A 21,921-nucleotide genomic window follows, 5' to 3' on the forward strand; every position below is an offset into this window, starting at 1 on the left:
GAACCCGACATGACCACCCCCTCCGTGCTGTTCGTCTGCGTCCACAACGCCGGCCGCTCCCAGATGGCCGCCGGGTTCCTGCGCGCCCTCGGCGGCGACGGCGTCGAGGTCCGGTCCGCCGGGTCCGCCCCGAAGGACTCGATCAACCCCGTCGCCGTCGAGGCGATGGCCGAGCAGGGCGTCGACATCCGCGCCGAGCAGCCCAAGGTGCTCACCGACGACGCCGTGCAGGCCTCCGACGTCGTCATCACCATGGGTTGCGGCGACGCCTGCCCGATCTACCCCGGCAAGCGCTACGAGGACTGGGAGCTCGACGACCCGGCCGGCCAGGGCATCGAGTCCGTCCGACCGATCCGGGACGAGATCGAGCGGCGCGTGCGCGACCTGCTCGCCTCGCTCGACGTACGGGTCGCCGGATGAGCGCCGCGCCGAAGATCGTCGTCGTCGGCTCGGTCGCAGCCGGCACCTCCGCGGCGGCCAAGGCCCGCCGCGGGTCCGAGGACGCCGAGATCGTGGTCTACGACCGCGACGCCGACATCTCCTACTCCGGCTGCGGGCTGCCGTACTATCTCGGCGGCGAGGTCGAGTCGATGGACGACCTCACCCCGCGCGACGCCGCGTGGTTCGCGCAGCGCTACGACATCGACGTGCGCACCGGCCGCGAGGTCACCGGCGTCGACGCCGCAGCGCGCACCGTCACCGTCCGCGACCTGGCCACCGGGACCACGTCCACCGACGACTACGACGAGCTCGTGCTCGCCACCGGCGTCTCCCCCGTCGTGCCGCCGCTGCCCGGGACGGACGCCGACGGCGTCTTCACGCTGCGCACCCCGTCGGACGCCCGGGCGATCCGCACGTGGATCGAGTCGCGCGGCGTGGAGCGGGCGGTCGTCGTCGGTGCCGGGTACATCGGGCTCGAGACCGCCGAGCAGCTCGTCGGGCGAGGCCTCGACGTCACCGTGGTCGAGATGGAGGCGCACTCCATGCCGCGGCTGGACGCCGACGTCGCCGACCGGGTCGACGACGAGCTGACCGAGCACGGCGTCGAGCTGCTGACCGGCGCCGAGGTCACCGCGATCGAGCCGGCCGACGACGGCGCGGCACGCGCCGTGCGGGTCGTCGGGCGCGACGGCGCCGAGCACCTCGTGGAGGCCGGCCTCGTCGTGGTCGCGGTGGGCGTCCGGCCGAACCTGGACCTCGCCCGCGCCGCCGGCGTGCGCGTCGGGGACACCGGGGCGATCGCCGTCGACCGGGTCGGCCGCACGTCGGTGGACCACGTGTGGGCCGTCGGGGACGTCGCCGAGAGCTTCGACCTGATCACCGGTGAGCCGACCTGGGTGCCGCTCGGGTCGACCGCCAACAAGATGGGGCGCATCGCCGGGGACGCGCTGACCGGCGGGGACCTGGAGCACCGCGGCATCCTGGGCACCTCGATCGTGCGGGTGTTCGACCTCGCCGTGGCCCAGACCGGGCTCACCGAGGACCGGGCCCGCGCGGCCGGGTTCGACCCCGTCGTCGTGCACAACATCAAGCCGGACCGGCCCGCCTACCTCGGCGGGCAGGAGATGCTGATCAAGGCCGTCGCCGACCGCGGCACCGGGCGCCTGCTCGGTGCGCAGATCGTCGGCCCGTCGGGTGTGGACAAGCGGGTCGACGTGCTCGCCACCGCGATCACCTTCGGCGCGCGGGCCGAGGACCTGTTCCACCTCGACCTCGCCTACGCCCCGACGTTCGCCACCACCAAGGACCCGGTGCACTACACGGGCATGGCGCTCGACGGCGCGGTGACGGACCGTGCCGCGCTCGTGTCGTCGGCCGACCTGGACCGCCGTCGCGGTGGCGGCGAGACGATCCAGGTCGTCGACGTCCGCTCGGCGAAGGACCGCGCGAGATCCGCCGTCGACGACTCGGTGCACATCCCGCTGGCCGAGCTGCGGGGCCGGGCCGGCGAGCTGGACCCGGCCCTGCCGACGGTGACCTACTGCAACAAGGGCGTCACCGGCAACGCCGGCCAGAACGTGCTGCGCGGGCTCGGGTTCGCCGACGTCGCGAACCTGTCCGGCGGCAACACCACCTACCAGCGCCACGTCCGGGGCCGCGGCCTGCCAGGATGAGCGCGCACGCCCCCACGACCCCGGAAGGACCCGACCCGGTGACCCAGCTCGCCCGCCGCCTCGGCACGAAGGACGCCGTCGCGATCGGCCTCGGCTCGATGATCGGCGCCGGCGTCTTCGCCGCCTTCGCCCCGGCCGCCCGCGCCGTGCTGCCGGCGGGGACGGGCTGGGCCCTGCTCGGGGCGCTGGCGCTGGCGGCCCTGGTGGCCTACGCGAACGCCACCAGCTCCGCCCAGCTGGCCGCGCAGTACCCCGTGGCCGGCGGCACCTACGTCTACGGCCGCGAGCGCCTCGGCGAGTGGTGGGGCTACCTCGCCGGCTGGGGGTTCGTCGTCGGCAAGACGGCGAGCTGCGCGGCGATGGCGCTGACCTTCGCCGCGTACGCGGCCCCGCCCGGGTGGGAGCGCCCGGTGGCGGCGGCCGCCGTCGTCGCGCTGGCGGCGGTGAACTACCGGGGCGTGACCCGCACGGCCCGGCTGACCCGGTGGATCGTCGCCGTGGTGCTGCTGGTGCTGGCCACGTGGACGGCGGTGGTGTGGGCCGGGGTGTCCGGCCCGGCAGGTTCGCCGCTGTCCGACGGCGGCGCGGCGTCCGACGGCGGCTGGGCCGTGGCGTACGGCGTGCTGCAGGCGGCCGGGCTGCTGTTCTTCGCCTTCGCCGGGTACGCGCGCATCGCCACGATGGGCGAGGAGGTGCGCGCCCCGCGTCGCACGATCCCCCGGGCGGTGCTGCTGGCGCTCGCCGGCGCCGTCGTCGTGTACGCGGTCGTGGCCGTGACCCTGCTGGGTTCGCTGGGCCTCGAGGGGATCGCGGGGACGACGGCGCCGCTCGCGGCGGCCGTCGAGGACTCGGCCTGGGCCGGGGTCGTCGTGCGCGTGGGCGCGGCCGCGGCCTCGCTCGGGGCGCTGCTCGCGCTGGTGGCGGGGATCGGGCGCACCTCGCTGGCGATGGCGCGCGGGGGCGACCTGCCGGGATGGCTGTCGGCCGTGCACCCGCGGTTCGCGGTCCCGCACCGTGCGGAGGTCACGTTGGCCGCCGTCGTCGTGGTGCTCGTGCTGACGGTCGACCTGCGCGGTGCCATCGGGTTCTCGAGCGTCGGCGTGCTGCTCTACTACGCGGTCGCGAACGCCGCGGCGTGGACCCAGACCGGCGAGCACCGGCTGTACCCCCGCCTGCTGCAGGGGTTCGGCCTGGTGGCGTGCCTCGTGCTCGTCGTGACGCTGCCCGTGGCGGCGGTGCTCACCGGAGCCGGCGTGTTCGCCGTCGGGATCCTGGTGCGCCTGGTCCGGCGCGGACGCCGATAGCGTGGGTGCCATGACCTCCGTCGGCTCCGGCCCTCGCTCGCTCACGACGGCGCGCCGGGCGGTGCTCGAGCGCCGGGTGCGCTGGATCGTCACGGCGACGATCGCCTACAACGTCGTCGAGGCGGTGGTCGCCCTCACGGCCGGCCGTCTCGCCTCGTCCGCGGCCCTGGTCGGGTTCGGGCTCGACTCCGTCGTCGAGGTGCTCTCCGCCGCCGCCGTGGCCTGGCAGTTCGCCGCTCCCGACCCGCACCGGCGCGAACGGGTGGCGCTGCGCGTCATCGCCTTCTCGTTCTTCGGCCTGGCCGCGTTCGTCACCGTCGACGCCGTGCGCACCCTGCTCGGTGCCGCCGAGCCCGACCACTCCACCGTCGGCATCGTGCTCGCCGCCGTGAGCCTCGCCGTGATGCCGCTGCTGTCCTGGTTCGAGCGCCGCACCGGCCGGGAGCTCGGCTCCGCCTCGGCGGTCTCCGACTCCAAGCAGACCCTGATCTGCACCTACCTGTCCGCCGTGCTGCTCGTCGGGCTGGTGCTCAACTCGACGCTCGGCTGGACCTGGGCCGACCCGCTCGCGGCGCTCGTCATCGCCGCCGTCGCGGTGCGCGAAGGACTCGAGGCCTGGCGCGGCGACGCCTGCTGCACCCCCGTCGCGGCGATGATCGGGGCCGAGAGATCGGAGGGGCCCGACGGCGGCACCTGCGGCTGCGGCGACGACTGCTGCTCGGCGGACCGCTGACCGCTACGACCAGAGCGAGTGGTAGGCGTTGAGCGCCGGCTGCCCGCCGAGGTGGGCGTAGAGGACCGTGGAGTCCCGCGGGACGTCGCCGCTGCCGACGAGGTCGATCAGCCCGGCGAGGGACTTCCCCTCGTAGACGGGGTCGGTGATCATCGCCTCCAGCTCGGCCCCGAGCCGCATGGCGTTCTCGGTGGACTCCACGGGGATGCCGTAGAGGTCGCCGGCCCAGCCGTCGAGGACCTGGACCTCGTCGTCCCGCAGGTCCCGGCCCAGCTCGATGAGCTCGGCGGTGTGCCGGGCGATCCGGCCGACCTGGTCGCGGGTCTTGTCGAGGGTGGCCGAGGCGTCGATCCCGAGCACGCGGCGGCGCACGCCGGTGAGCTCCTCGAGGGCGGCGAACCCGGCGATCATGCCCGCGTGCGTGGAGCCCGTCACGGTGCAGACCACGATCGTGTCGAAGAAGACGCCGTGCTCCTTCTCCTGCTGGGCGACCTCGAACGCCCAGTTCGCGAAGCCGAGACCGCCGAGACGGTGCTCGGAGGCGCCGGCGGGGATCGGGTACGGGGTGCCGCCGGCCTCCTCGACCTCGCGCAGCGCGGACTTCCACGAGTCGCGGATGCCGATGTCGAACCCGGCGTCGTCGAGCCGGGAGTCGGCGCCCATCATGCGCGAGAGCAGGATGTTGCCGACCTTGTCGTTGGTCGGGTCGTCCCACGGGACCCACTTCTCCTGCACCAGCCGGGCCTTCAGGCCCAGGTGGGCGGCGACGGCGGCGACCTGGCGGGTGTGGTTGGACTGGTACCCGCCGATGGACACCAGGGTGTCGGCGCCCGAGGCGAGCACGTCCGGCACGATGTACTCGAGCTTGCGGACCTTGTTGCCGCCGAACGCGAGACCGCTGTTGACGTCCTCGCGCTTGGCCCAGACCTGGGCGCCTCCGAGGTGCTGGGACAGCCGCTTCAGGTGCTGCAGGGGGCTCGGGCCGAAGGTGAGCGGGTAGCGGGGGAAGTCGTCGAGCGTCACGGTGTCTCCTCGGTGTCGGGTCGTACGGTCTCCGGCCGTCCGGGGACGGTGAGGCTGAGCCAGGTCTGCTCCGCCACGGCCGCGGCGCCGGCGGTGTCGCCCGCGGCGCACAGGGCGACGAGCCGGTCGTGGCGGGCCACGGAGTCGCGGCCCTCGTGGGAGGCGAACCGCAGCCGCTCGGCGCGGTGCAGCACGGGTTCGTAGCGGGCGATCACGTCCCGGACGGCGGCGTTGCCGCAGACGTCGAGCGCGACGGCGTGGAACTCCTCGTCGGCGACCATCGCGGCGTCCGGGTCGCCGCTCCGCTGCGCCGCGGCGAACGCTGCGTTCGCGGCGCGCATGCGGTCCAGGTCGTCGGCGGTCATCCGGGGCACGGCCTGCTCGACGGCCACCCGGTGCATCGCCGCGACGACCGACTGGGCGTCCCGCACGCTCGTCTCGTCCAGGGGTGCGACGACGGTCGACCGGCCGGGCACGGCACGCACCAGCCCCGCCCGGGCGAGCTCGAGGAGCGCCTCGCGCACCGGTGTGCGGCTCACGCCGAGCCAGGCAGCGAGCTCGGCGTCCCGCAGCTGCTCGTCCGGCGCGAGCGTGCCGTCGACGATGGCGTCACGCAGCCGCGCGTAGACCTCGTCGCGCAGGAGCGGACGGTGCGGGAGCGTCTCGGCAGGAACCGGCATGCAATATATTGCACGCCATGCACGCGTCCGCGTCAAGCCTCTGCCGCGCGACGTGGTCACGACGGGCTGGTCGGCGGGCCGGGTCGACGGGCCGCCGTCCGGCGCACCTCGGCGCCGGACGAGGAACTCAGCGACGCGCGCGGCTCGCCCCGAACGGTCCGCCGAAGACGAACGAGATGCCCAGCACGTACCCGAAGTCGTACCAGTTGCCGCTGTTGTGGACCTCGTAGATCGACACGGTGTCCGTGAACAGCGACACGACGAAGGTGACCGGCAGGATCATGCCCTGCCAGAGGCCGAACCAGAACCCCGCCGGGTCCTCGGCACCCGGCGGAGCGGTGTCGAGGCCGGGGTTCGGGCCCGCGGCGCAGGCGGCGACCACGGCGAGGACGACGACGGCGAGGACGGCGGCAGCGGCGCGGCGGACCGCGGGGCGCGAGGTCATGGCACCACTGTGGCACCGGGCGTGGGCACCCGCGCGGCGTTCGGCCACCATCGCGCGGGCCACCACCGCGCCGGCAGCGGGCTAGCGGGGCGCGAGCGTCAGCTCGACGGGCTGCGGGCCCGGTTCCGCCGTCGTCCCGCAGCACGCTGCCCCGTCGGCACCGTCGCCACCGCCTCCACCGCCTCCACCGTCTCCACCGAGGTCGGTCGAGCAGACGCCGGTGGCCGGCAGCTCGAGCCGCACGGTGTCAGCGGCCGCCCGGTCCCCGGCGAGCGCGGCGGCGATCGAACGGACCTGCTCGTAGCCGGTCGCGAGCAGGAACGTGGGCGCCCGGCCGTAGGACTTCATGCCGGCGAGGTAGAAGCCGGCATCGGGGTGGCGGAGCACCGACTCCCCGTGCGGTTCGACGGTCCCGCACGAGTGCAGGTTCGGGTCGATCAGGGGGGCCAGCCGGACGGGCGCCTCGACGACGGGGTCGAGGTCGAGCCGGACCTCGCGCAGCATGTCCAGGTCCGGACGGAACCCGGTGGCGCCGACGACCTGGTGCACCGCGAGGTCGAGCGGCCCGTCGACGCCGTCGCGACGACCGCTCCCCCGCACGTGCACGACGTCGCCGTCCGGGACGAGCTCGTCGACCGCGGCACGCGTGACCAGCTCGAGGCGCCCCGCGTCGACCGCCTCGCGCAGCCGGCTGCCCAGGAGCCCGCGGGCGGGCAGCGCGTCGTCGGTGCCGCCGCCGAACAGGCGGCGGGCCGACCCGCCGCGGACGGCCCACGTGACGCGGGTGCCGGGCACCTGGCCGGCGAGGGTGACGAGCGCGAGCAGCGTGTTGGCGGCGGAGTGGCCCATCCCCACGACCAGCGTGTGCCGGCCGGCGAACCGGTCGCGCTCAGCTCCCAGGACGTCGGGCAGCGGCCCGGTGAGGTAGGCCCCGGCGTCGGACTCACCCACGGCGGGGATCCCGTGCGCGCCGACCGGGTTGGGACGCGTCCAGGTCCCCGAGGCGTCGATCACGGCACGGGCGAGCACGTCGCGCGTGCCGCCGTCGGACCTCCGGGTGCGGACGCGGTAGGCGCGCCGCTCGCGCCCGAGCGAGCGCGTGCGGTCGGCACCGTCGCGGACGACGGCGGTGACGCGGACGCCGTAGCGGATCCGGTCGCGCAGGGCCGGGGTCGCCGCGAGCGGCTCGAGGTAGTCGTGGACCAGGTCGGCGCCGGTCGGCAGCGCGTCCAGGTCCGGCACCTCCCACCCGCCGGCGCCGTCGAGCAGGGGCCGGGAGGCCGTGTCCAGGCAGTACCGCCACGGCGAGAACAGCCGGACGTGCCCCCACTGCGCGATCGCGGCCCCGGGACCATCGCCGGCCTCGAGGACGAGCGGGTCCAGGCCCCGCTCGAGCAGGTGCGCCGCGGCGGCGAGGCCGGTCGGGCCGGCGCCGATCACCACGACCGGATGCTCCGTCGTCGTCCCCATGCCACGCCTCCAGATCGATGAGTGTCTATACGTTGTTGGGTCGACAACATATCCACACTTGTCGATACGTGGCAAGATGAGGCCATGACGACGACCGGAGCGCCCGCCCCCGAGGCCGCACCGCCCGCGTGCTGCACCGCACCGGCCGCGACCGGGCTCGACGACGACCGCGCCGCGACGCTCGCCCGGGTCTTCAAGGCCCTCGGTGAGCCCGCGCGGGTCCGGCTGCTCTCCCTCGTGGCCGCCCAGGAAGGGCACGAGGCGTGCGTCTGCGACCTCACCGCACCGGTCGGGCTGAGCCAGCCGACCGTCAGCCACCACCTCAAGGTGCTCGTCGAGGCAGGGTTGCTCACCCGCAGCCAGCGCGGGCGGTGGGCCTACTACGCGCTCACGCCCGGCGCCCTCGACCAGGTGTCCGAAGACCTGCGCTCCCTCTGAGCGGACAGGGCGACAGCGTGGGTCCGGCGCGCTCCCCAGCGACGGACCGGACCCACGCCGTCTCTCCGTGACCGACCGGCGGCCGGTCACGAGCTTGTCGGGCCACGCCGAGCCGGCGCGGGCGTGGTGCGCCCCCCTGCGACGCTCCAGGCACCGCACCGGCTCGGCCACGTGGCCTCGGGTCAGCCGGCCATCAGCCGGTCACGACGCCCGGGCGGAGCGTCCGACGACGCTGGGCCACCAGGGCGATCCCCAGCGCGGCCAGCAGGCCGGCCAGACCGAGCAGACCGGTCTCGGCACCCGTCTGCGGGAGCATCCCGGTGCCGGAGGACGTCACCGTCGAGGCCGAACCGCCGGACGACGAGGTCAGCACGCCCGAGGATCCGTCGGATCCGCCGGTCGTCATGCCGCCCGTGGTGCCGGAGTCGGAACCATTGCCGGAGCCATCGGTGCCGTTCCCGTCGGTGCCGTCGGTGCCGTCGGTGCCGTCGGTGCCGTCCGAGCCGTCCGAGCCGTCCGAGCCGTCGTTCCCGTCCGAACCGTCGTTCCCGTCCGAACCGTCGTTCCCGTCGGAACCGTCGTCCCCACCGTCGGAACCGTCGTTCCCGTCGGAACCGTCGCCGGCACCGTTCTCGAGGATGTCGTCGACCAGGCCGTCCTCGTCGAGCACCGAGTCCACGACGCCGACGAGGTCACCCTCGAGCAGCTCCGTCACGGTCTCGTCGAGGTCGTTCCGGATCTCGTCGAGCAGGCCGTCGGTGACGCCCTCCTCGGGCTCGTCCGGCCCGACGACGTCGTCGACCAGGCCGTCCTCACCGGCGATCCCGTCCACGGTGCCCTCGACGAGGTCATCCGTCCCGAGCAGGTCGTCGAGCGTGCCGGTGGAGTCCACGACGTCGGCGACGACCGTGTCGAGGCCGCCGTCCTCCAGCGCGTCGTCCACGACACCGTCCTCGTCGAGGACCTCGCGGGCCACGCCGTCGAGGTCGCCCTCGAGCAGCTCGTCGAGCGTGCCGTCGACGTTGTCGAGGGTCTCCTCGACGACCTGGTCGGTCACGCCCTCGGAGGGCTCGTCGGCACCGAGGACGTCGTCGACGACCCCGTCCTCGCCGAGCAGCCCGTCGACCGTCTCCGAGACGGCCCCGTCGGCGCCCAGCGCACCGTCGGCGTCCTTGACCACGGCGTCGACCTCGTCGAGGGCGGCGTCCACGCCGCCGTCCTCGAGCGCGTCGTCGACGACGCCGTCGTCGGCCACGACGTCGTCCACCACGGCGTCGACGTCGCCCTCCAGGGCGTCGTCCACGGTGGTCTCGACGTTGTCGACCGTCTCCTCGACGACCTCGTCGGTCACACCCTCGGAGGGCTCGTCGGCACCGAGGACGTCGTCGACGAGGCCGTCCTCGCCGAGCACGGCGTCGACCGTCCCGGACAGCCCGTCGGACCCCGTGGACCCGTCGGTGTCCTCGGCGGTCTCGGTGACCGTCCCGGCCACGTCCTCCACCGTCTCGGTGACCGTCCCGGCCGTGCCGTCGGCGGCGGAGTCGGACCCGCCGTCCTCGATCACGTCGTCGACGATCCCGTCCTCACCGGCGACGTCCTCCACGACCGCCTCGACGTCACCGGCGGTGGCGTCCTCGACGGTCTGGCTGACGTCCTCGGCGACGGCGTCCACGACGTCGTCCGTCGTGGTCTCGGTGGGCTCGTCGGCACCCAGGACGTCGTCGACCGGCCCGTCCTCGCCGACGATGTCGTCGACGAGCTCCTCGACCGGCTCGGTGTCGACCTCGGGCAGGTCGATCGGGGTGTCGAGCGAGGCGTCGTTCGACTCCTCGGTGACCTCGGCCAGGTTGAGCTCGACCGAGGTGTCCTCGCCGATCTCGACGTCGACGACGTCGTCCTCGGCAGCGTGGGCCGTCCAGGCCCCGGCGACCAGCAGGCCGCCTGTGACGAGTGCTGACTGCAGCACTCGGCGCGCGTTCGTACGCATGACTGTCTCTCCTGTTCCTGACGTGGTGGGCGGGCGGCGGGAGCCACCCGCGGCGTGCCGCGCTCACGGGCGCGGCGAGGCCACGTCAGGCAGGAGAGACAGGAATCTCGGAGTGGGGGGTGGGGAGGTGGACGAAGGCGTCGACGGCGGGCACCAGGTAGGTGGTGGCGCCCGCGAGCGGGCGGCCGGTCAGCTGGGCCCCGGCGTCACCGGCGCCCGACGCACCGCGGAGGCTGCTCGAGGCGCCGCCCGCCGCGCTCGTGCTGAGCTGCGGAGCCGACGCGGCCGGTCCGCCGGCCGCCGGGGCGGCGGTCGTCGAACGGACGGTCGCGCCGGGGTGCTCGACGGTGACAGCCGGAGCCGGGACGACGGCGGCGAAGGCCGGCGTGGTCTCCGGACGAGGCTCGACCTGCTGCGCGGCGCGGTCGGCGGCCGCCGCCACCGGCGCGGGCTCCGCCGCCTCGACGGCCGCCGGGGCCTCCTCGACGGCGGACGCGGGGCCGGCCGGCGCGGGGCCCGTCGGCGCAGAGTCCGTCGGCGCGACGACGGCGGGCCCGTCGGTGACCGGTCCGGGCACCGAGCCGTCGCCCGTGGAGGGATCCTCGTCCCGGCCGGGCAGCACGGTGTCGACCACGGGGTCGAGGGGGTCGAGCACGGGGTCCAGCGTCTCGACGACCGGGTCCAGCGGGTCCAGCACGGGGTCCAGCACCGGGTCCAGCGGATCCAGGACGGGCTCCAGCACCGGGTCCACGACACCGGCGACGGGCTCGGTGACGTCGGTCAGCACGGGGCCGAGCGGGTCGAGGACGGGACTCAGCGGCTCCAGGACCGGGGACGCCGTGTCCGCGACGGTGCCGACGACCGACCCGACGGGGTCGAGCACCGGAGCGGCGGCGTCGGTCACCGGCGCGAGGACACCACCCACCGTGTCGGTCACCGGGGCGACCGTCTCGGTGACGGGGTCGAGCACCGGATCCGTGAGCGGCTCGGTCACGCCGGTCACGACCTCGCCCGCCAGGTCGCCCACCGGCGAGGTGACGTCCTCGACGGGGTCGGTCACGCTCCCGACGACGTCACCGAGGATGCTTCCGCCGGAGTCCTCGGACGGCAGCGCGTCGGAGGACCCGGTCTCGGAGGACTCGGTCTCGGAAGAGCCAGCCGTGGAGGACTCCGCCTCCGGGGTGCTCTCGTCCTGCTCCGCGGCGGCGGGCTGCGTCGACGAGCCGCTCTGCTGCTCGTCGGAGGTCCCGGAGCTGCTCGTCCCGGCCGGCTCCTGCTCGGCGGGCGCCGAGGTCTCGGCCGGCTGGGGCTCCGGCTCGGGCTCAGGTGCCGGTTCGGGCGCGGCCTCCGGCGCGGGTGCGGGCTCGGGCTCCGGCTCCGGCTCGGGCTCGGGCTCGGGTGCAGGCTCCGGCTCAGGTGCGGGTTCGGGAGCCTCGACCGGCTGGGTCGCCTGCTCCACGGTCTTCTCGAGCGTGGTCGTCACCGGCTCCACGACGTCGTCGACGATCGTCCCGGTCGTGTCCGTGACGGTGGAGACGACCCCGCCGAGCAGACCGCCGGAGCCGTCGCCGGACCCGGTGTCGTCGGCGGCAGCGGCCGTCGAGGTGAGGCAGAGGGTGGTGGTCACGGCGCCGACGGCGACCCCGAGGGCGCGCAGCGTCCAGCGGCGCAGGCACCGTGCCTGCGGGACGCTGTCCGCGCGCGTCATGCATTCCCCCTGCGTGTCGCACATCGGCCCTGCTCAGGGCTGTGACGTCACTCACTGTGCCGGGAGCAACCGATCTGTGCAACCCGGACGGCGGGCGTGTCGGGAGCTCAGCGCGTGATCACCGGGGCGCGCTCGGGCAGCCGGTCGAGGCGGTCTGCCGTGAGGATCGCGCACTCGGCCAGGTCCGCCGCGATCTGCGAGGACAGCCCCAGGTAGCTCGCGGGATCGATGAGCTCGCGCAGCTCGTCGGGGTCGAAGGCACCACCCACGAGCGGGTCCGCCTGCAGCAGCTCCAGGAACGGGCGGTCCTGCGTGGCCGCCGCCTGGGCGACCTCGAAGACGACGTCGTGCGCCTTCTGCCGACCGATCTTCTCCCCCAGGGCGAGCATCAGCGCCTCGGAGCCGATCATGCCCTCGGACAGCTTGATGTTGGCCCGCATCCGGGCCGGGTCGAGCTCGAGACCGGCCATGATGACCTGCAGCCGGGCCAGCATGTCGCCCGCGAGCACCGCCGCGGACGCCGAGACGTCCTCGAGCAGCGCCGTCATCGCCCCGTTGGCCTCCTGGTCGTGCAGCATCGACTCCAGCGCCGGCGCCGCCAGGGCGCGCAGCTCGGCGGACATCGTCAGCAGGTCCAGGGCGAGCTGCGGGTTGCGCTTGTGCGGCATGGTCGAGGACCCGACGGTCCCGTCCGGGACCGGCTCGAACGCCTCGGCGAACTCCGGCTGCATCAGGGCGTAGACGTCCTTGCCGATCTTGCCGATCGTGCCCGCGAGCTGGGCGAGGACCAGGACGAGCTCGACGATGCCGTCGTTGACCGACCGGGACGGCACGCGCATCGGGTGCAGCGTCAGCCGCTGGGCGACGCCCGCCTCGATGACGCGCCCGGCGTCCCCGAAGGAGGCGAAGGTGCCGGCCGCTCCGCCCATGAGCACGCAGAACAGCCGGTCGTCCAGGCGCTCGAGCCGTTCGGTGTGCGACACGAGCTGGTCGATCCACACCGCCACCTTGAAGCCGAAGGTGACCGGCACCGCGTGCTGGGAGTGCGTGCGCCCCGCCATGGGCAGGTCGGCGGCCCCCTCGGCCAGCGCCGCGGCGGCGCGCAGCACGCCGCCGAGCTGGCGCAGCAGCACGCGGTGCGCGTCGCGCAGCACCAGCACGTCGGCCGTCTGGGTGATGTTCTGCGTGGTGGCGCCCCAGTGCACCCAGCCGCCGTGCTTGGAGCCGACGGCGCGGGCGAACTCCTCGATGAGCGGCACCAGCGGGTGGCTGGCCTCGGCCGTCGCGGCGAGGACGCGCTTGATGTCGAGCTTCTCGATGCGGGCGGTGAGCGCGATCGCCCGCGCGGACTCCTTGGGGATGACGCCGGCGTCGGCCTCGGCGAGCGCCAGCGCGGCCTCGACGTCGAGCCGCGCCTGCCACCGGTTCTCCCGGGTGAACAGCGCGGCGATGCCGGGGTCGGGGACCCGACCCTCGGTGAAACGCCCGAACGGCGCGACGATCATGTCCAGCTCCCCTCGACGTGCGAGTCGATGGAGGCATTCTGCCCCGGTCATGTTTCGAGCAGGGCAACGTCGTGCGTCGCGGCAGGTCAGCGGCCTCTCAGCGGCCCAGGAGCGCGGGCCGGTCCGGGTGGTCGAACCGGACGACGACGTCGGCCCGCCGCTCGGGCGCCGCCTCGCGCCGGTACCGGGTGTACGCGGCGAGCGTCCACGCCTCGTCCAGCGGGGTGCGACGCGTCTCGGTGGCCGGGCGCAGCGCGAGGTGGACGGCGAGGTCGACGTCGAGCCCCCGGCCGAGGGCGAGCGACCCGTCGAGCACGACCACCGTGCCCGGCGCCGCCTCGACGTACGCCGCGCGCGTCGGGCGGTCGACGTCCGGGTCGCGCAGGGACGGCAGCCAGCGGCCGCGCCGCACGACGGAGGTCAGCACCTCCCGGTTGAGGCCGTCGACGTCGATCCAGTCGTCGAGCAGCGCGTCCGGGTCCCGCCGGCCCTGCTCGAGCCGCAGGGAGGCGGGGCGCCAGAAGTCCCGGACCCGGACCCGCGCCACGGGGCGCCCGGCGACCTGCAGCGGCGGGACCAGCGCGTCGGCGAGGCTCTCCGGGTGGGTGGACGGGTGGCCGTCGACGACGAGCCGTACCGGCCGGTCCGCGTCCTGGGACAGCACCCGGTCGACGACGTGGCTCACCACGCCGTCGACGGTCACCGACTCCACCCGCACCCGGTCATGCTCACACACGCCACCAGATGCTCACCCAGCCTTCCGTTCCAGGTCCGGCAGTCCCGGTGGCGCCCCGCTGCTCGCCGCCCGCTCCGGCTCCTCCACCCGACCATCTGTCGGACAGAGACCCGGCTGATTGCCAGATGGGGGCATCGCAATTTGTTAGATAGATTGGCGGCCATCTGTTAGATTTCCGCCATGCGGTACCGCCGACGCATCATCGACGACGCCCTGGACGAGCTGTTCCCGCACCTGGCCGCCATCGCGCTCGAGGGCGCCAAAGGCGTGGGCAAGACCGCGACGGCGACACAACGGGCCAGCACCGTGGTCAACCTCGCGGACGATCTCCAGCGGCAGACGGTCGCGGCCGACGTCGGCCAGGTCACGCGGGTGCCGCCCCCGGTCCTCGTCGACGAGTGGCAGCTCGAGCCGCCGGTCTGGGACCGGATCAAGCGCGCCGTCGACGACGACCTCACCGGCGGGCGATACCTCCTGGCGGGTTCGGCGGGCGTCGCGCCCGGAACCCGGATCCACTCCGGCGCCGGGCGCATCGTGTCCCTCACGATGCGCCCCCTGTCGTTCGCCGAACGAGCCGTCAGCACGCCGACCGTCTCACTACGCACCCTCCTGGACGGCCACCGCCCCGAGATCACCGGGACGTCGGAGGTCGGGCTGCCGCACTACGTCGACGAGATCCTCCGGTCCGGATTCCCCGGGATCCGACACCTCCCGGAGCCCGCCCGGCACGTCCAGCTCGACAGCTACCTGGCACGGATCGTCGAGCGCGAGCTCCCGGAGAACGGCATCCACGTCCGCCGCCCCGAGGCGCTGACCGGCTGGCTCGCCGCCTACGGTGCCGCCACAGCGACGGACGCCTCGTACAGCACGATTCTCGACGCGGCCACCACCGGCGACGGCGACAAACCCGCTCGCCAGACGGTCGACATCTACCGCGAGCACCTCTCGCGCCTGTTCATCCTCGACCCGGTACCCGCATGGCTCCCTCTGTTCGCCCCCCTCAAGCGCCTGACCAGGACGCCCAAGCACCACCTGGTGGACCCGGCACTCGCGGCACGACTCGTGGGCGTCACCCAGGACGGTCTGTTGCGTGGAGAAGGGGACCGCGTTGCGGCACGAGCCGACACCGGCACCTGGCTCGGAGCCTTGTTCGAGTCGCTCGTGGTCCAGAGCATCAAGGTCTACGCTGACGGCGCTCGAGCGACCGTCGGACACCTGCGCACCAAGGACACCAACCGCGAGATCGACATCATCGTCGAACGGCCCGACCGCAAGCTCGTCGCGATCGAGGTCAAGCTGGCAGGCAGCGTGAGCGACAAGGACGTCCGCCACCTGAACTGGTTGCACGACCAGCTCGGCGACCGCGTCCTCGAACGTGTCGTGGTGACCACGGGACCCTCTGCCTACCGCCGCAAGGACGGCGTCGCCGTCGTCCCGCTGGCGCTGCTCGCCCCGTAGCACTCCCGGCAGGCGCTCACCGGGCGTGCTCCACGCACCGCGTCGCCGCCGGCCGCGCCTCGAGCCGGCCCGCCGGGATGGCCCGCCCGCACACCTCGCACACGCCGTAGGTCCCGGCCTCCACCCGGCCGAGGGCGGCACGCAGGGCGTCGCGCTCGCGCTCCGCCTCGGCGAGCAGCGCGGCGGCCTGCTGGCGCTCCCAGGCGAGCGTGGCGCCCTCCGGGTCGTGCTCGTCGTCGACGTTCTCGCCCCGCACCGAGGCGACGATGCCGTCCACGACGGCCCGCTGCCGGCCGATGCGCTCCTCGGCCGCGGCCAGGCGGGCGCGCAACGTCCCGACCGGGTCCGGACCACCGCCGTCGGACATCTCAGAAGCCCCGGTAGGTCCACCGGCCGGCCACGAGCGTGCCGGCCACCGGGAGGTCGCGCAGCGACTCGGCGAGCGTCACCACACCGGTCCGGGTGCCGTCGTCGGACAGCGTGAGCGGGTCCAGCTCCAGCACGGCCAGGTCGGCGGGGTCTCCCGGCCGGACCCGCACCCCGCGGCCGTCGGTCGAGGCCGCGAGCGCCGTGGCCAGGTCGATGCGCTGCTCGGGGTGCCACGGGTCGCGGCCGTCACGGGACCGGGTGACGGCCGAGGCGACGGCGAACCACGGGTCCAGCGGGGCGACCGGCGCGTCGGAGCCGAGGGTGAGCGGCACCCCGGCCGCGTGCAGGTCGGCCAGCCGGAAGGCGCGGTCGGTGCGGCCCGCCCACAGCTCGTCCGAGGCGTCGCGGTCGTCCATGGCGTGCTCAGGCTGCACGCTGGCGACGACGCCGAGCGCGGCGAAGCGGGCGACGTCGTCGGGGTGCAGCAGCTGCGCGTGCTCCACGGAACCGCGGGCGCCGGAGGCCGCGAAGGCGTCCAGCGCCAGGGCGTTGGCGTGGTCGCCGATGGCGTGGATCGCGCAGCGCAGCCCGGCCTCGTGCGCACGGGACATGAGCGGGACGAGATGGTCGGTCGCGACGTTGAGGATGCCGTGCGCGTCGGGCCCGGCGAACCCGACGTAGTCGTCGAAGCAGAAGGCGGTGAGGGTGTTGAGCGACCCGTCGGAGATCACCTTGAGCGGGCCCTGGGTGACGAGCTCCGCCGTCGGCCCGCCGTCCGGGACGAGGGCGTCGCCGTGGCGCAGCCCGGCCTCGAGGACGGCGTCGAGGTGCTGCTCCCACACGGCGGCACGCACCCGCAGCCGGTCCCAGCCGGCCGCGGCCCGGCGCCGCCAGGCGGTGAGGTTGTCGTCGACCTCGAAGTCGACCACCCCCACGACCCCGCGCTCGGCGGCGGCGCGCGCCGCGTCGGAGACGAGCTCGTCGGCGTCGGCGTCGGACACCGTGACGATCGCCGGCGACGCCGGCATCCACTCCTCCTCGCGCAGCAGCCCGGTGGGGTGGTGCGCGATGCCGAGGTAGCGCAGCCCGGCGGTCGAGGCCCAGGCGGAGTGCAGGTCGCCGGAGAGCAGGATGACGGGGATCTCGCCGGCGACGGCGTCCAGGACGTCGGAGGTGGGTTCGTCGTCCCAGGTGGCCCAGCGGAACCCGAAGCCGACGAAGGGGCGGCCGGGCGCCGGGTGCCGGCGGGCGTCGGTGAGCGCGGCGCCGACCAGGGCGGCGGCGTGCGCGGGGCCGGTGGCGGTCGAGACGTCGAGCCGGCGGCGCACCATCGCCCACTGCGTCAGGTGGGTGTGGGCGTCCCACAGCCCGGGGACCACCGTGCGACCGCCGGTGTCGACACGTTCCGCGGCACCGCGCCGGAGACCGAGCGCGCCGGGCAGCGGAGCGCCCGTGGGCACGACGGCGGCGACACGCCCGTCGGTGAGCAGCACGTCCACGGGGCGGTCGGGATGCCCGGCCAGGCGGGCGTTCGCGAGGTGCAGGACGGTCACGCGGACACCGTAATCGGTGCGGTCCCCGGCGTGCCCCGCCCGGACGCGGGGCGAGCGGGGCGCTAGCGTCGTGGCATGAGCGCACCGACGCCGTACCTCGCTCTCGCCGGCACCGCCCGGGAGGCGCTGACCTTCTACGCACAGGTCTTCGGAGGCAGCGCCCAGCTGCACACCTTCGCCGAGTTCGGCCGGACCGACGGGCCCGCGGACGCCATCGCCCACGGCTACCTCACGGACGGGCCGGTGGATCTCTTCGCCGCCGACGCGGCCGAGGGGGAGACGCCCCTGCACTGCGAGGGCATGATGCTGTCGCTCCTGGGAGCGGCTGCCCCGTCCACGCTGCGGGGCTGGTTCGCCGGGCTGTCCGTGGGAGGTCGGGTCGTCGAGGACCTGCAGACCCGCCCGTGGGGAGCCTCGGACGGACAGGTCGTCGACCGGTTCGGCCTGCACTGGCTGATCGGGTTCGAGGGCGACGAGGACTGAACCCCCTCTCCCCCAGGACGTCCTCCGCTCGGGCACCGGGCGACGTCCTGCGGGCCAGGTGTGCCCCGACGAGCCCGTGTCGTCGCTCACAGTGGGAATGTCGCGGTCCCGGCGTGCTGTTCCGTCCGGTGCGCATCGCCACCATCGATGCCATCCATCAACATCTTCGATCATTTCCGGGAGACCCCCATGCGACGCTCGTCCGCCCTCATCGCCACCGCCACGGCCACCCTGACCGCGCTGGCGCTCGCGGCGTGCGGCGCGGCCGACGACGGCGCGTCGGGCGGCAGCACCGCCGCCGAGGGCTCCGGCGACCTGAACCTCGTGGCGGACGGCACGCTCACCGTCGCCACCGAGGGCACCTACCGGCCGTTCACGTTCCACGACGCCTCCGGCGAGCTCGTCGGGTACGACGTCGAGGTGGCCGAGGCCGTCGCCGAGGAGCTCGGTCTGGAGATCGAGTTCGCCGAGACCCAGTGGGACGCGATCTTCGCCGGGCTGGACGCCGGCCGGTTCGACACCATCGCCAACCAGGTGTCCATGACCCCGGAGCGCCTCGAGGACTACGCGTTCTCCCAGCCGTACACCGTCTCCCGCGGCGCCGTCGTCGTACCCGAGGGCGACACCTCGATCACGAGCTTCGACGACCTGGACGGCCTGACCGCCGCGCAGTCGCTGACCAGCAACTGGCGAGCGCTCGCCGAGGAGTCCGGCGCCGAGATCGAGGCCGTCGAGGGCTGGGCCCAGTCCGTCGAGCTGCTCGGCACCGGCCGCGTCGACGCCACGATCAACGACTCGCTGACCGTGCTCGACTACCAGGCCGAGAACCCGGACGCGCCGATCCAGATCGCCGCCGAGACCGAGGAGACCTCCGAGATGGGGTTCGTCGTCACCCCGGAGCGGGCGGCGCTGGCCGAGGCGATCGACGGCGCGCTGGACACCCTGCGTGAGGACGGGACCCTCGCGGAGCTGTCGGAGAAGTACTTCGGGGCCGACGTCACCAGCTGATGGACGTCCAGCTCTTCACCGACTCGTTCTGGCCGCTCGTCCTGGGTGGCCTGACCGGGACGATCCCGCTCGCGCTCTCCTCGTTCGCGATCGGGCTCGTCCTCGCCCTCGGCGTCGCGATGCTGCGCCTCTCGGCCCACCCGGTGCTCGCCTGGGTGGGCCGGGCGTACGTCTCGGCGATCCGCGGCACCCCGCTGCTCGTGCAGCTCTTCGTCATCTTCTACGGGCTGCCGTCGCTCGGGCTGACCATCGACCCGTGGCCGAGCGCCGTCGTCGCGTTCTCCCTCAACGTCGGCGGGTACGCCGCCGAGGTGATCCGCGCCGCGATCCTGTCGGTGCCGACCGGCCAGTGGGAGGCCGGCTACGTCGTCGGGATGTCCCGCCGTCGGACGCTGCGGCGCATCATCCTGCCGCAGGCCGCCCGCGTGTCCGTGCCGCCGCTGTCGAACACATTCATCTCCCTGGTCAAGGACACCTCGCTCGCGTCGCTGATCCTCGTGACCGAGCTGTTCCGCGAGGCCCAGGAGATCGCCGCGTTCACCAACGACTTCCTGCTGATCTACACCGAGGCGGCGATCGTGTACTGGATCTTCTGCACGGTGCTGTCGTTCGGGCAGTCCCGCCTCGAGAGGAAGCTGGAGCAGTATGTCTGAGGCACCCCTGCTGTCCGCCACCGGGCTCCACCTGTCCTTCGGCGAGAACCACGTGCTGCGCGGCATCGACCTCACGGTGCACCGTGGCGAGGTGGTCGCGCTCATCGGCCCGTCCGGGTCCGGCAAGACCACGCTGCTGCGCTCGCTCAACGGCCTGGCCACGCCCGACGCCGGGCGCATCGTGGTCGACGGCGGACCCGGCGAGCAGGTCGACCTGACCTTCGACGGCAGTCCCCGGCGCGCCTGGGGCCGTGCCGGACGCCGGGCCCGGGCCGCGCGGGAGTCCCTGCGCGACCGGTCGGCGATGGTGTTCCAGCACCACCACCTGTTCCCGCACCTGACGGTGCTGCAGAACGTCGTCGAGGGACCGGTGCAGACGCGCGGCGTGCCTCGCGCCGAGGCCGAGTCCCGGGCGCTGGCCCTGCTGGACCGGGTGGGGCTCGCGGACAAGCGCGACGCCTACCCCCGCGAGCTGTCCGGCGGGCAGCAGCAACGCGTCGGCATCGTGCGGGCCCTGGCCCTGCAGCCCGACCTGCTGCTCTTCGACGAGCCGACCTCGTCGCTGGACCCGGAGCTCGTCGGCGAGGTGCTGACGGTGATGAAGGAGCTCGCCGAGGAGGGCTGGACGATGGTCGTGGTCACCCACGAGCTGGAGTTCGCCCGAGCCGTCGCCGACGAGGTGCTGTTCCTCGACGACGGCGTGGTGGTCGAGCGGGGTGCGCCGGCGCAGATGTTCTCGGCGCCGCGCCGAGCCCGGACCCGGGAGTTCCTGCACCGGATCCTGCATCCGCTCGACTGAGGCGGAGGTGCAGCGCAGGGTGGGGGCCGCCGCGGAGCAAGGCACCCGCCCGCAGCGGAACCGCAGCCTCAGGCGAGGCCAGCTCGACTGAGGCGTCGGGGCGGTGCGGATCAGCCACCAGTATGCTGCGAATCCACCAGCATCGGACTGCGAATTCACCGCGCAGATGGTGCGGATCCACCAGATTGCGCGTACCGTGGCGCTGTGACCAGCACCATCGAACGCCATGTGCGGGGACGCGCCCTCGAAGCACTGGACGACACCCGCGTCGTCGTCGTCCAGGGTGCGCGCCAGGTGGGCAAGACCACCCTCGTCCGGGACCTCGTCCGGGCCAGAGAGGGCCGACTGGTCACCCTGGACGATGAGCTCACGCGTCTCGCGGCACGATCCGACCCGACGACGTTCCTGCGGCAGAGCCCGGACCGCCTCCTCGCGATCGACGAGGTCCAGCGAGCCCCGGAACTCGTTCTCGCCCTCAAGGCCGCCGTCGACGAGGACCCTCGACCGGGAAGGTTCCTCCTGACCGGCTCTGCAGACCTCCTGCGGCTGCCCGCCGCCGAGGACAGCCTGGCCGGCCGGGCCGAGAGCATCGAGCTCCTCGGCTTCAGCCAGGGTGAGCTCACAGGCCATCGGGAGCGCTTCGTCGACCGACTCCTGTCCGGTGAGCTCTTCCTCGACCACGGCGGCGCACTGGAACGTCGCGACTACCTGGACCGTGCCGTCGCCGGCGCCTACCCCGAGGCCCTCGCCCGGACCACGGCTCGACGCCGGAACCAGTGGCTGGACAACTACCTGGCTCGCATCGTCGAACGGGACGCTCGGGACGTCTCCGCGATGCAGACGCTGGACCGGCTCCCGGACGTCCTGAGGATCCTGGCGGCACGCAACGCCGAAGAGCTCAACGTGAGCGGCCTGGCGAACGCCGTGGACATCCCGGCCACGACCCTGACCCGCCAGCTCGACCTGCTCGAGACCCTGTACCTCGTGCACCGCGTACCTGCCTGGTCGACCAATCTGTCCAAACGCGTCGTCGCACGCCCCAAGTCGATGCTCCTGGACTCCGGACTGGCAGCCCGCCTCATCAACGTCACGACGGACGGCCTCGCGCCGGGTGCCCACGGGAACGTGGCGGGGCATCTCCTCGAAGCGTTCGTGTCGGCCGAGATCCGTCGGCACCAGGGGTGGGCGGACGAGTCGTTCCGCATCAGCCACTATCGCGACCGGGCCGGCGGTGAGGTCGACCTCATCCTCGAGACGGGCGACGGCCGTGTCGCCGGGCTCGAGATCAAGGCCACCGCACGCGTCACAGGTGGTGACTCACGATGGCTCACGCGGCTGCGGGATCACCTGGGGAAGCGATTCGTCGCCGGCATCGTGCTCCACACCGGCCCGACGAGCGCCCCGCTGGGTGACCGCCTCGCCGCCGTTCCGCTCGACGTCCTCTGGCGAACCTAA

At 73.9% G+C, this 21,921-nt stretch carries 21 protein-coding genes; 11 read left to right on the forward strand and 10 right to left on the reverse strand.

Going from position 1 to position 21,921, the window contains the following annotated elements; genetic code table 11:
- Nucleotides 1-9 precede the first annotated feature (9 nt).
- From V5O49_RS14605 to V5O49_RS14620, 4 genes are read left to right on the forward strand one after another with little or no spacing between them, the layout of a single operon-like run.
- Nucleotides 10-420: an arsenate reductase ArsC gene (locus V5O49_RS14605; protein ID WP_332902838.1), complete on the forward strand. Its 411-nt coding sequence runs from the start codon at nucleotides 10-12 to the stop codon at nucleotides 418-420.
- The gene (locus V5O49_RS14610; protein WP_332902839.1) at nucleotides 417-2,114 is read left to right on the forward strand and encodes an FAD-dependent oxidoreductase; all 1,698 of its coding nucleotides are present in this window, start codon (nucleotides 417-419) and stop codon (nucleotides 2,112-2,114) included. The genes V5O49_RS14605 and V5O49_RS14610 overlap by 4 nt, the downstream gene beginning before the upstream one ends.
- Nucleotides 2,111-3,418, forward strand: a complete 1,308-nt coding sequence (locus V5O49_RS14615) for an APC family permease (RefSeq protein WP_332902840.1) — start codon at nucleotides 2,111-2,113, stop codon at nucleotides 3,416-3,418. Before V5O49_RS14610 ends, V5O49_RS14615 begins: the two co-directional genes overlap by 4 nt.
- Before the next feature lie 10 nt (nucleotides 3,419-3,428).
- Complete coding sequence (locus tag V5O49_RS14620) at nucleotides 3,429-4,151, forward strand: cation efflux transmembrane domain-containing protein (protein ID WP_332902841.1); 723 nt, start codon at nucleotides 3,429-3,431, stop codon at nucleotides 4,149-4,151.
- A 3-nt stretch (nucleotides 4,152-4,154) separates the two neighbouring features.
- Here V5O49_RS14620 and V5O49_RS14625 read toward each other — a convergent pair whose 3' ends face one another.
- The 4 genes from V5O49_RS14625 to V5O49_RS14640 all read right to left on the reverse strand — a co-directional run bounded on the left by V5O49_RS14625 (nucleotide 4,155) and on the right by V5O49_RS14640 (nucleotide 7,769).
- The gene (locus V5O49_RS14625; RefSeq protein ID WP_332902842.1) at nucleotides 4,155-5,174 is read right to left on the reverse strand and encodes a 1-aminocyclopropane-1-carboxylate deaminase; all 1,020 of its coding nucleotides are present in this window, start codon (nucleotides 5,172-5,174) and stop codon (nucleotides 4,155-4,157) included.
- Nucleotides 5,171-5,854 (reverse strand): GntR family transcriptional regulator, encoded by a 684-nt coding sequence (locus tag V5O49_RS14630; protein ID WP_332902843.1) that lies wholly within the window; start codon nucleotides 5,852-5,854, stop codon nucleotides 5,171-5,173. The genes V5O49_RS14625 and V5O49_RS14630 overlap by 4 nt, the downstream gene beginning before the upstream one ends.
- A 127-nt stretch (nucleotides 5,855-5,981) precedes the next feature.
- A complete protein-coding gene (locus V5O49_RS14635; protein WP_332902844.1) occupies nucleotides 5,982-6,299 on the reverse strand; it encodes a hypothetical protein in 318 nt (105 codons plus the stop codon).
- A gap of 81 nt (nucleotides 6,300-6,380) precedes the next feature.
- Nucleotides 6,381-7,769, reverse strand: coding sequence for an FAD-dependent oxidoreductase (locus V5O49_RS14640; protein WP_332902845.1), 1,389 nt, complete (start codon nucleotides 7,767-7,769; stop codon nucleotides 6,381-6,383).
- A gap of 84 nt (nucleotides 7,770-7,853) precedes the next feature.
- On the opposite strand from V5O49_RS14640, the gene V5O49_RS14645 reads away from it, so the two are divergent.
- Nucleotides 7,854-8,207: an ArsR/SmtB family transcription factor gene (locus V5O49_RS14645; protein ID WP_332902846.1), complete on the forward strand. Its 354-nt coding sequence runs from the start codon at nucleotides 7,854-7,856 to the stop codon at nucleotides 8,205-8,207.
- 193 nt (nucleotides 8,208-8,400) lie between these two features.
- Here V5O49_RS14645 and V5O49_RS14650 read toward each other — a convergent pair whose 3' ends face one another.
- The 4 genes from V5O49_RS14650 to V5O49_RS14665 all read right to left on the reverse strand — a co-directional run bounded on the left by V5O49_RS14650 (nucleotide 8,401) and on the right by V5O49_RS14665 (nucleotide 14,143).
- Nucleotides 8,401-10,194 (reverse strand): LPXTG cell wall anchor domain-containing protein, encoded by a 1,794-nt coding sequence (locus tag V5O49_RS14650; RefSeq protein ID WP_332902847.1) that lies wholly within the window; start codon nucleotides 10,192-10,194, stop codon nucleotides 8,401-8,403.
- A gap of 85 nt (nucleotides 10,195-10,279) precedes the next feature.
- Complete coding sequence (locus V5O49_RS14655; protein WP_332902848.1) at nucleotides 10,280-11,902, reverse strand: hypothetical protein; 1,623 nt, start codon at nucleotides 11,900-11,902, stop codon at nucleotides 10,280-10,282.
- Between the two features lie 107 nt (nucleotides 11,903-12,009).
- The gene (locus tag V5O49_RS14660; RefSeq protein ID WP_332902849.1) at nucleotides 12,010-13,407 is read right to left on the reverse strand and encodes a class-II fumarase/aspartase family protein; all 1,398 of its coding nucleotides are present in this window, start codon (nucleotides 13,405-13,407) and stop codon (nucleotides 12,010-12,012) included.
- A gap of 97 nt (nucleotides 13,408-13,504) precedes the next feature.
- Nucleotides 13,505-14,143, reverse strand: coding sequence for a nucleoside/nucleotide kinase family protein (locus V5O49_RS14665; RefSeq protein WP_332902850.1), 639 nt, complete (start codon nucleotides 14,141-14,143; stop codon nucleotides 13,505-13,507).
- Between the two features lie 180 nt (nucleotides 14,144-14,323).
- Between V5O49_RS14665 and V5O49_RS14670 the strand changes: the two genes are divergently transcribed.
- Entirely contained in the window at nucleotides 14,324-15,601 is a 1,278-nt protein-coding gene (locus V5O49_RS14670) for an ATP-binding protein (RefSeq protein WP_332902851.1), read from the forward strand.
- Nucleotides 15,602-15,617: 16 nt separating this feature from the next.
- Here the strand turns inward: V5O49_RS14670 and V5O49_RS14675 are convergent, their stop codons facing one another.
- Both V5O49_RS14675 and V5O49_RS14680 read right to left on the reverse strand, forming a co-directional pair.
- Nucleotides 15,618-15,968 (reverse strand): TraR/DksA family transcriptional regulator, encoded by a 351-nt coding sequence (locus tag V5O49_RS14675; RefSeq protein ID WP_332902852.1) that lies wholly within the window; start codon nucleotides 15,966-15,968, stop codon nucleotides 15,618-15,620.
- A gap of 1 nt (nucleotide 15,969) precedes the next feature.
- Nucleotides 15,970-17,523: an amidohydrolase gene (locus tag V5O49_RS14680; protein ID WP_332902853.1), complete on the reverse strand. Its 1,554-nt coding sequence runs from the start codon at nucleotides 17,521-17,523 to the stop codon at nucleotides 15,970-15,972.
- A gap of 75 nt (nucleotides 17,524-17,598) precedes the next feature.
- Between V5O49_RS14680 and V5O49_RS14685 the strand changes: the two genes are divergently transcribed.
- From V5O49_RS14685 to V5O49_RS14705, 5 genes are all read left to right on the forward strand, one after another.
- On the forward strand, nucleotides 17,599-18,006 hold the full coding sequence (locus V5O49_RS14685) for a VOC family protein (RefSeq protein WP_332902854.1): 408 nt from the start codon (nucleotides 17,599-17,601) through the stop codon (nucleotides 18,004-18,006).
- 189 nt (nucleotides 18,007-18,195) lie between these two features.
- The gene (locus V5O49_RS14690) at nucleotides 18,196-19,014 is read left to right on the forward strand and encodes a transporter substrate-binding domain-containing protein (RefSeq protein ID WP_332902855.1); all 819 of its coding nucleotides are present in this window, start codon (nucleotides 18,196-18,198) and stop codon (nucleotides 19,012-19,014) included.
- Nucleotides 19,014-19,667 (forward strand): amino acid ABC transporter permease, encoded by a 654-nt coding sequence (locus tag V5O49_RS14695; RefSeq protein WP_332902856.1) that lies wholly within the window; start codon nucleotides 19,014-19,016, stop codon nucleotides 19,665-19,667. Before V5O49_RS14690 ends, V5O49_RS14695 begins: the two co-directional genes overlap by 1 nt.
- Entirely contained in the window at nucleotides 19,660-20,466 is an 807-nt protein-coding gene (locus tag V5O49_RS14700; RefSeq protein WP_332902857.1) for an amino acid ABC transporter ATP-binding protein, read from the forward strand. The genes V5O49_RS14695 and V5O49_RS14700 overlap by 8 nt, the downstream gene beginning before the upstream one ends.
- A gap of 204 nt (nucleotides 20,467-20,670) precedes the next feature.
- Entirely contained in the window at nucleotides 20,671-21,921 is a 1,251-nt protein-coding gene (locus V5O49_RS14705) for an ATP-binding protein (RefSeq protein ID WP_332902858.1), read from the forward strand.

Source organism: Isoptericola haloaureus (genome assembly GCF_036689775.1).
GTDB lineage: Bacteria > Actinomycetota > Actinomycetes > Actinomycetales > Cellulomonadaceae > Isoptericola > Isoptericola haloaureus.

Coding starts and splice junctions, on each gene's coding strand:
- V5O49_RS14660 (WP_332902849.1), bottom strand. CDS start 13,407: ATGATCGTCGCGCCGTTCGGGCGTTTCACCGAGGGTCGGGTCCCCGAC.
- V5O49_RS14695 (WP_332902856.1), top strand. CDS start 19,014: ATGGACGTCCAGCTCTTCACCGACTCGTTCTGGCCGCTCGTCCTGGGT.
- V5O49_RS14675 (WP_332902852.1), bottom strand. CDS start 15,968: ATGTCCGACGGCGGTGGTCCGGACCCGGTCGGGACGTTGCGCGCCCGC.
- V5O49_RS14670 (WP_332902851.1), top strand. CDS start 14,324: ATGCGGTACCGCCGACGCATCATCGACGACGCCCTGGACGAGCTGTTC.
- V5O49_RS14690 (WP_332902855.1), top strand. CDS start 18,196: ATGCGACGCTCGTCCGCCCTCATCGCCACCGCCACGGCCACCCTGACC.
- V5O49_RS14685 (WP_332902854.1), top strand. CDS start 17,599: ATGAGCGCACCGACGCCGTACCTCGCTCTCGCCGGCACCGCCCGGGAG.
- V5O49_RS14655 (WP_332902848.1), bottom strand. CDS start 11,902: ATGACGCGCGCGGACAGCGTCCCGCAGGCACGGTGCCTGCGCCGCTGG.
- V5O49_RS14635 (WP_332902844.1), bottom strand. CDS start 6,299: ATGACCTCGCGCCCCGCGGTCCGCCGCGCCGCTGCCGCCGTCCTCGCC.
- V5O49_RS14650 (WP_332902847.1), bottom strand. CDS start 10,194: ATGCGTACGAACGCGCGCCGAGTGCTGCAGTCAGCACTCGTCACAGGC.
- V5O49_RS14615 (WP_332902840.1), top strand. CDS start 2,111: ATGAGCGCGCACGCCCCCACGACCCCGGAAGGACCCGACCCGGTGACC.
- V5O49_RS14640 (WP_332902845.1), bottom strand. CDS start 7,769: ATGGGGACGACGACGGAGCATCCGGTCGTGGTGATCGGCGCCGGCCCG.
- V5O49_RS14630 (WP_332902843.1), bottom strand. CDS start 5,854: ATGCCGGTTCCTGCCGAGACGCTCCCGCACCGTCCGCTCCTGCGCGAC.
- V5O49_RS14605 (WP_332902838.1), top strand. CDS start 10: ATGACCACCCCCTCCGTGCTGTTCGTCTGCGTCCACAACGCCGGCCGC.
- V5O49_RS14700 (WP_332902857.1), top strand. CDS start 19,660: ATGTCTGAGGCACCCCTGCTGTCCGCCACCGGGCTCCACCTGTCCTTC.
- V5O49_RS14645 (WP_332902846.1), top strand. CDS start 7,854: ATGACGACGACCGGAGCGCCCGCCCCCGAGGCCGCACCGCCCGCGTGC.
- V5O49_RS14610 (WP_332902839.1), top strand. CDS start 417: ATGAGCGCCGCGCCGAAGATCGTCGTCGTCGGCTCGGTCGCAGCCGGC.
- V5O49_RS14620 (WP_332902841.1), top strand. CDS start 3,429: ATGACCTCCGTCGGCTCCGGCCCTCGCTCGCTCACGACGGCGCGCCGG.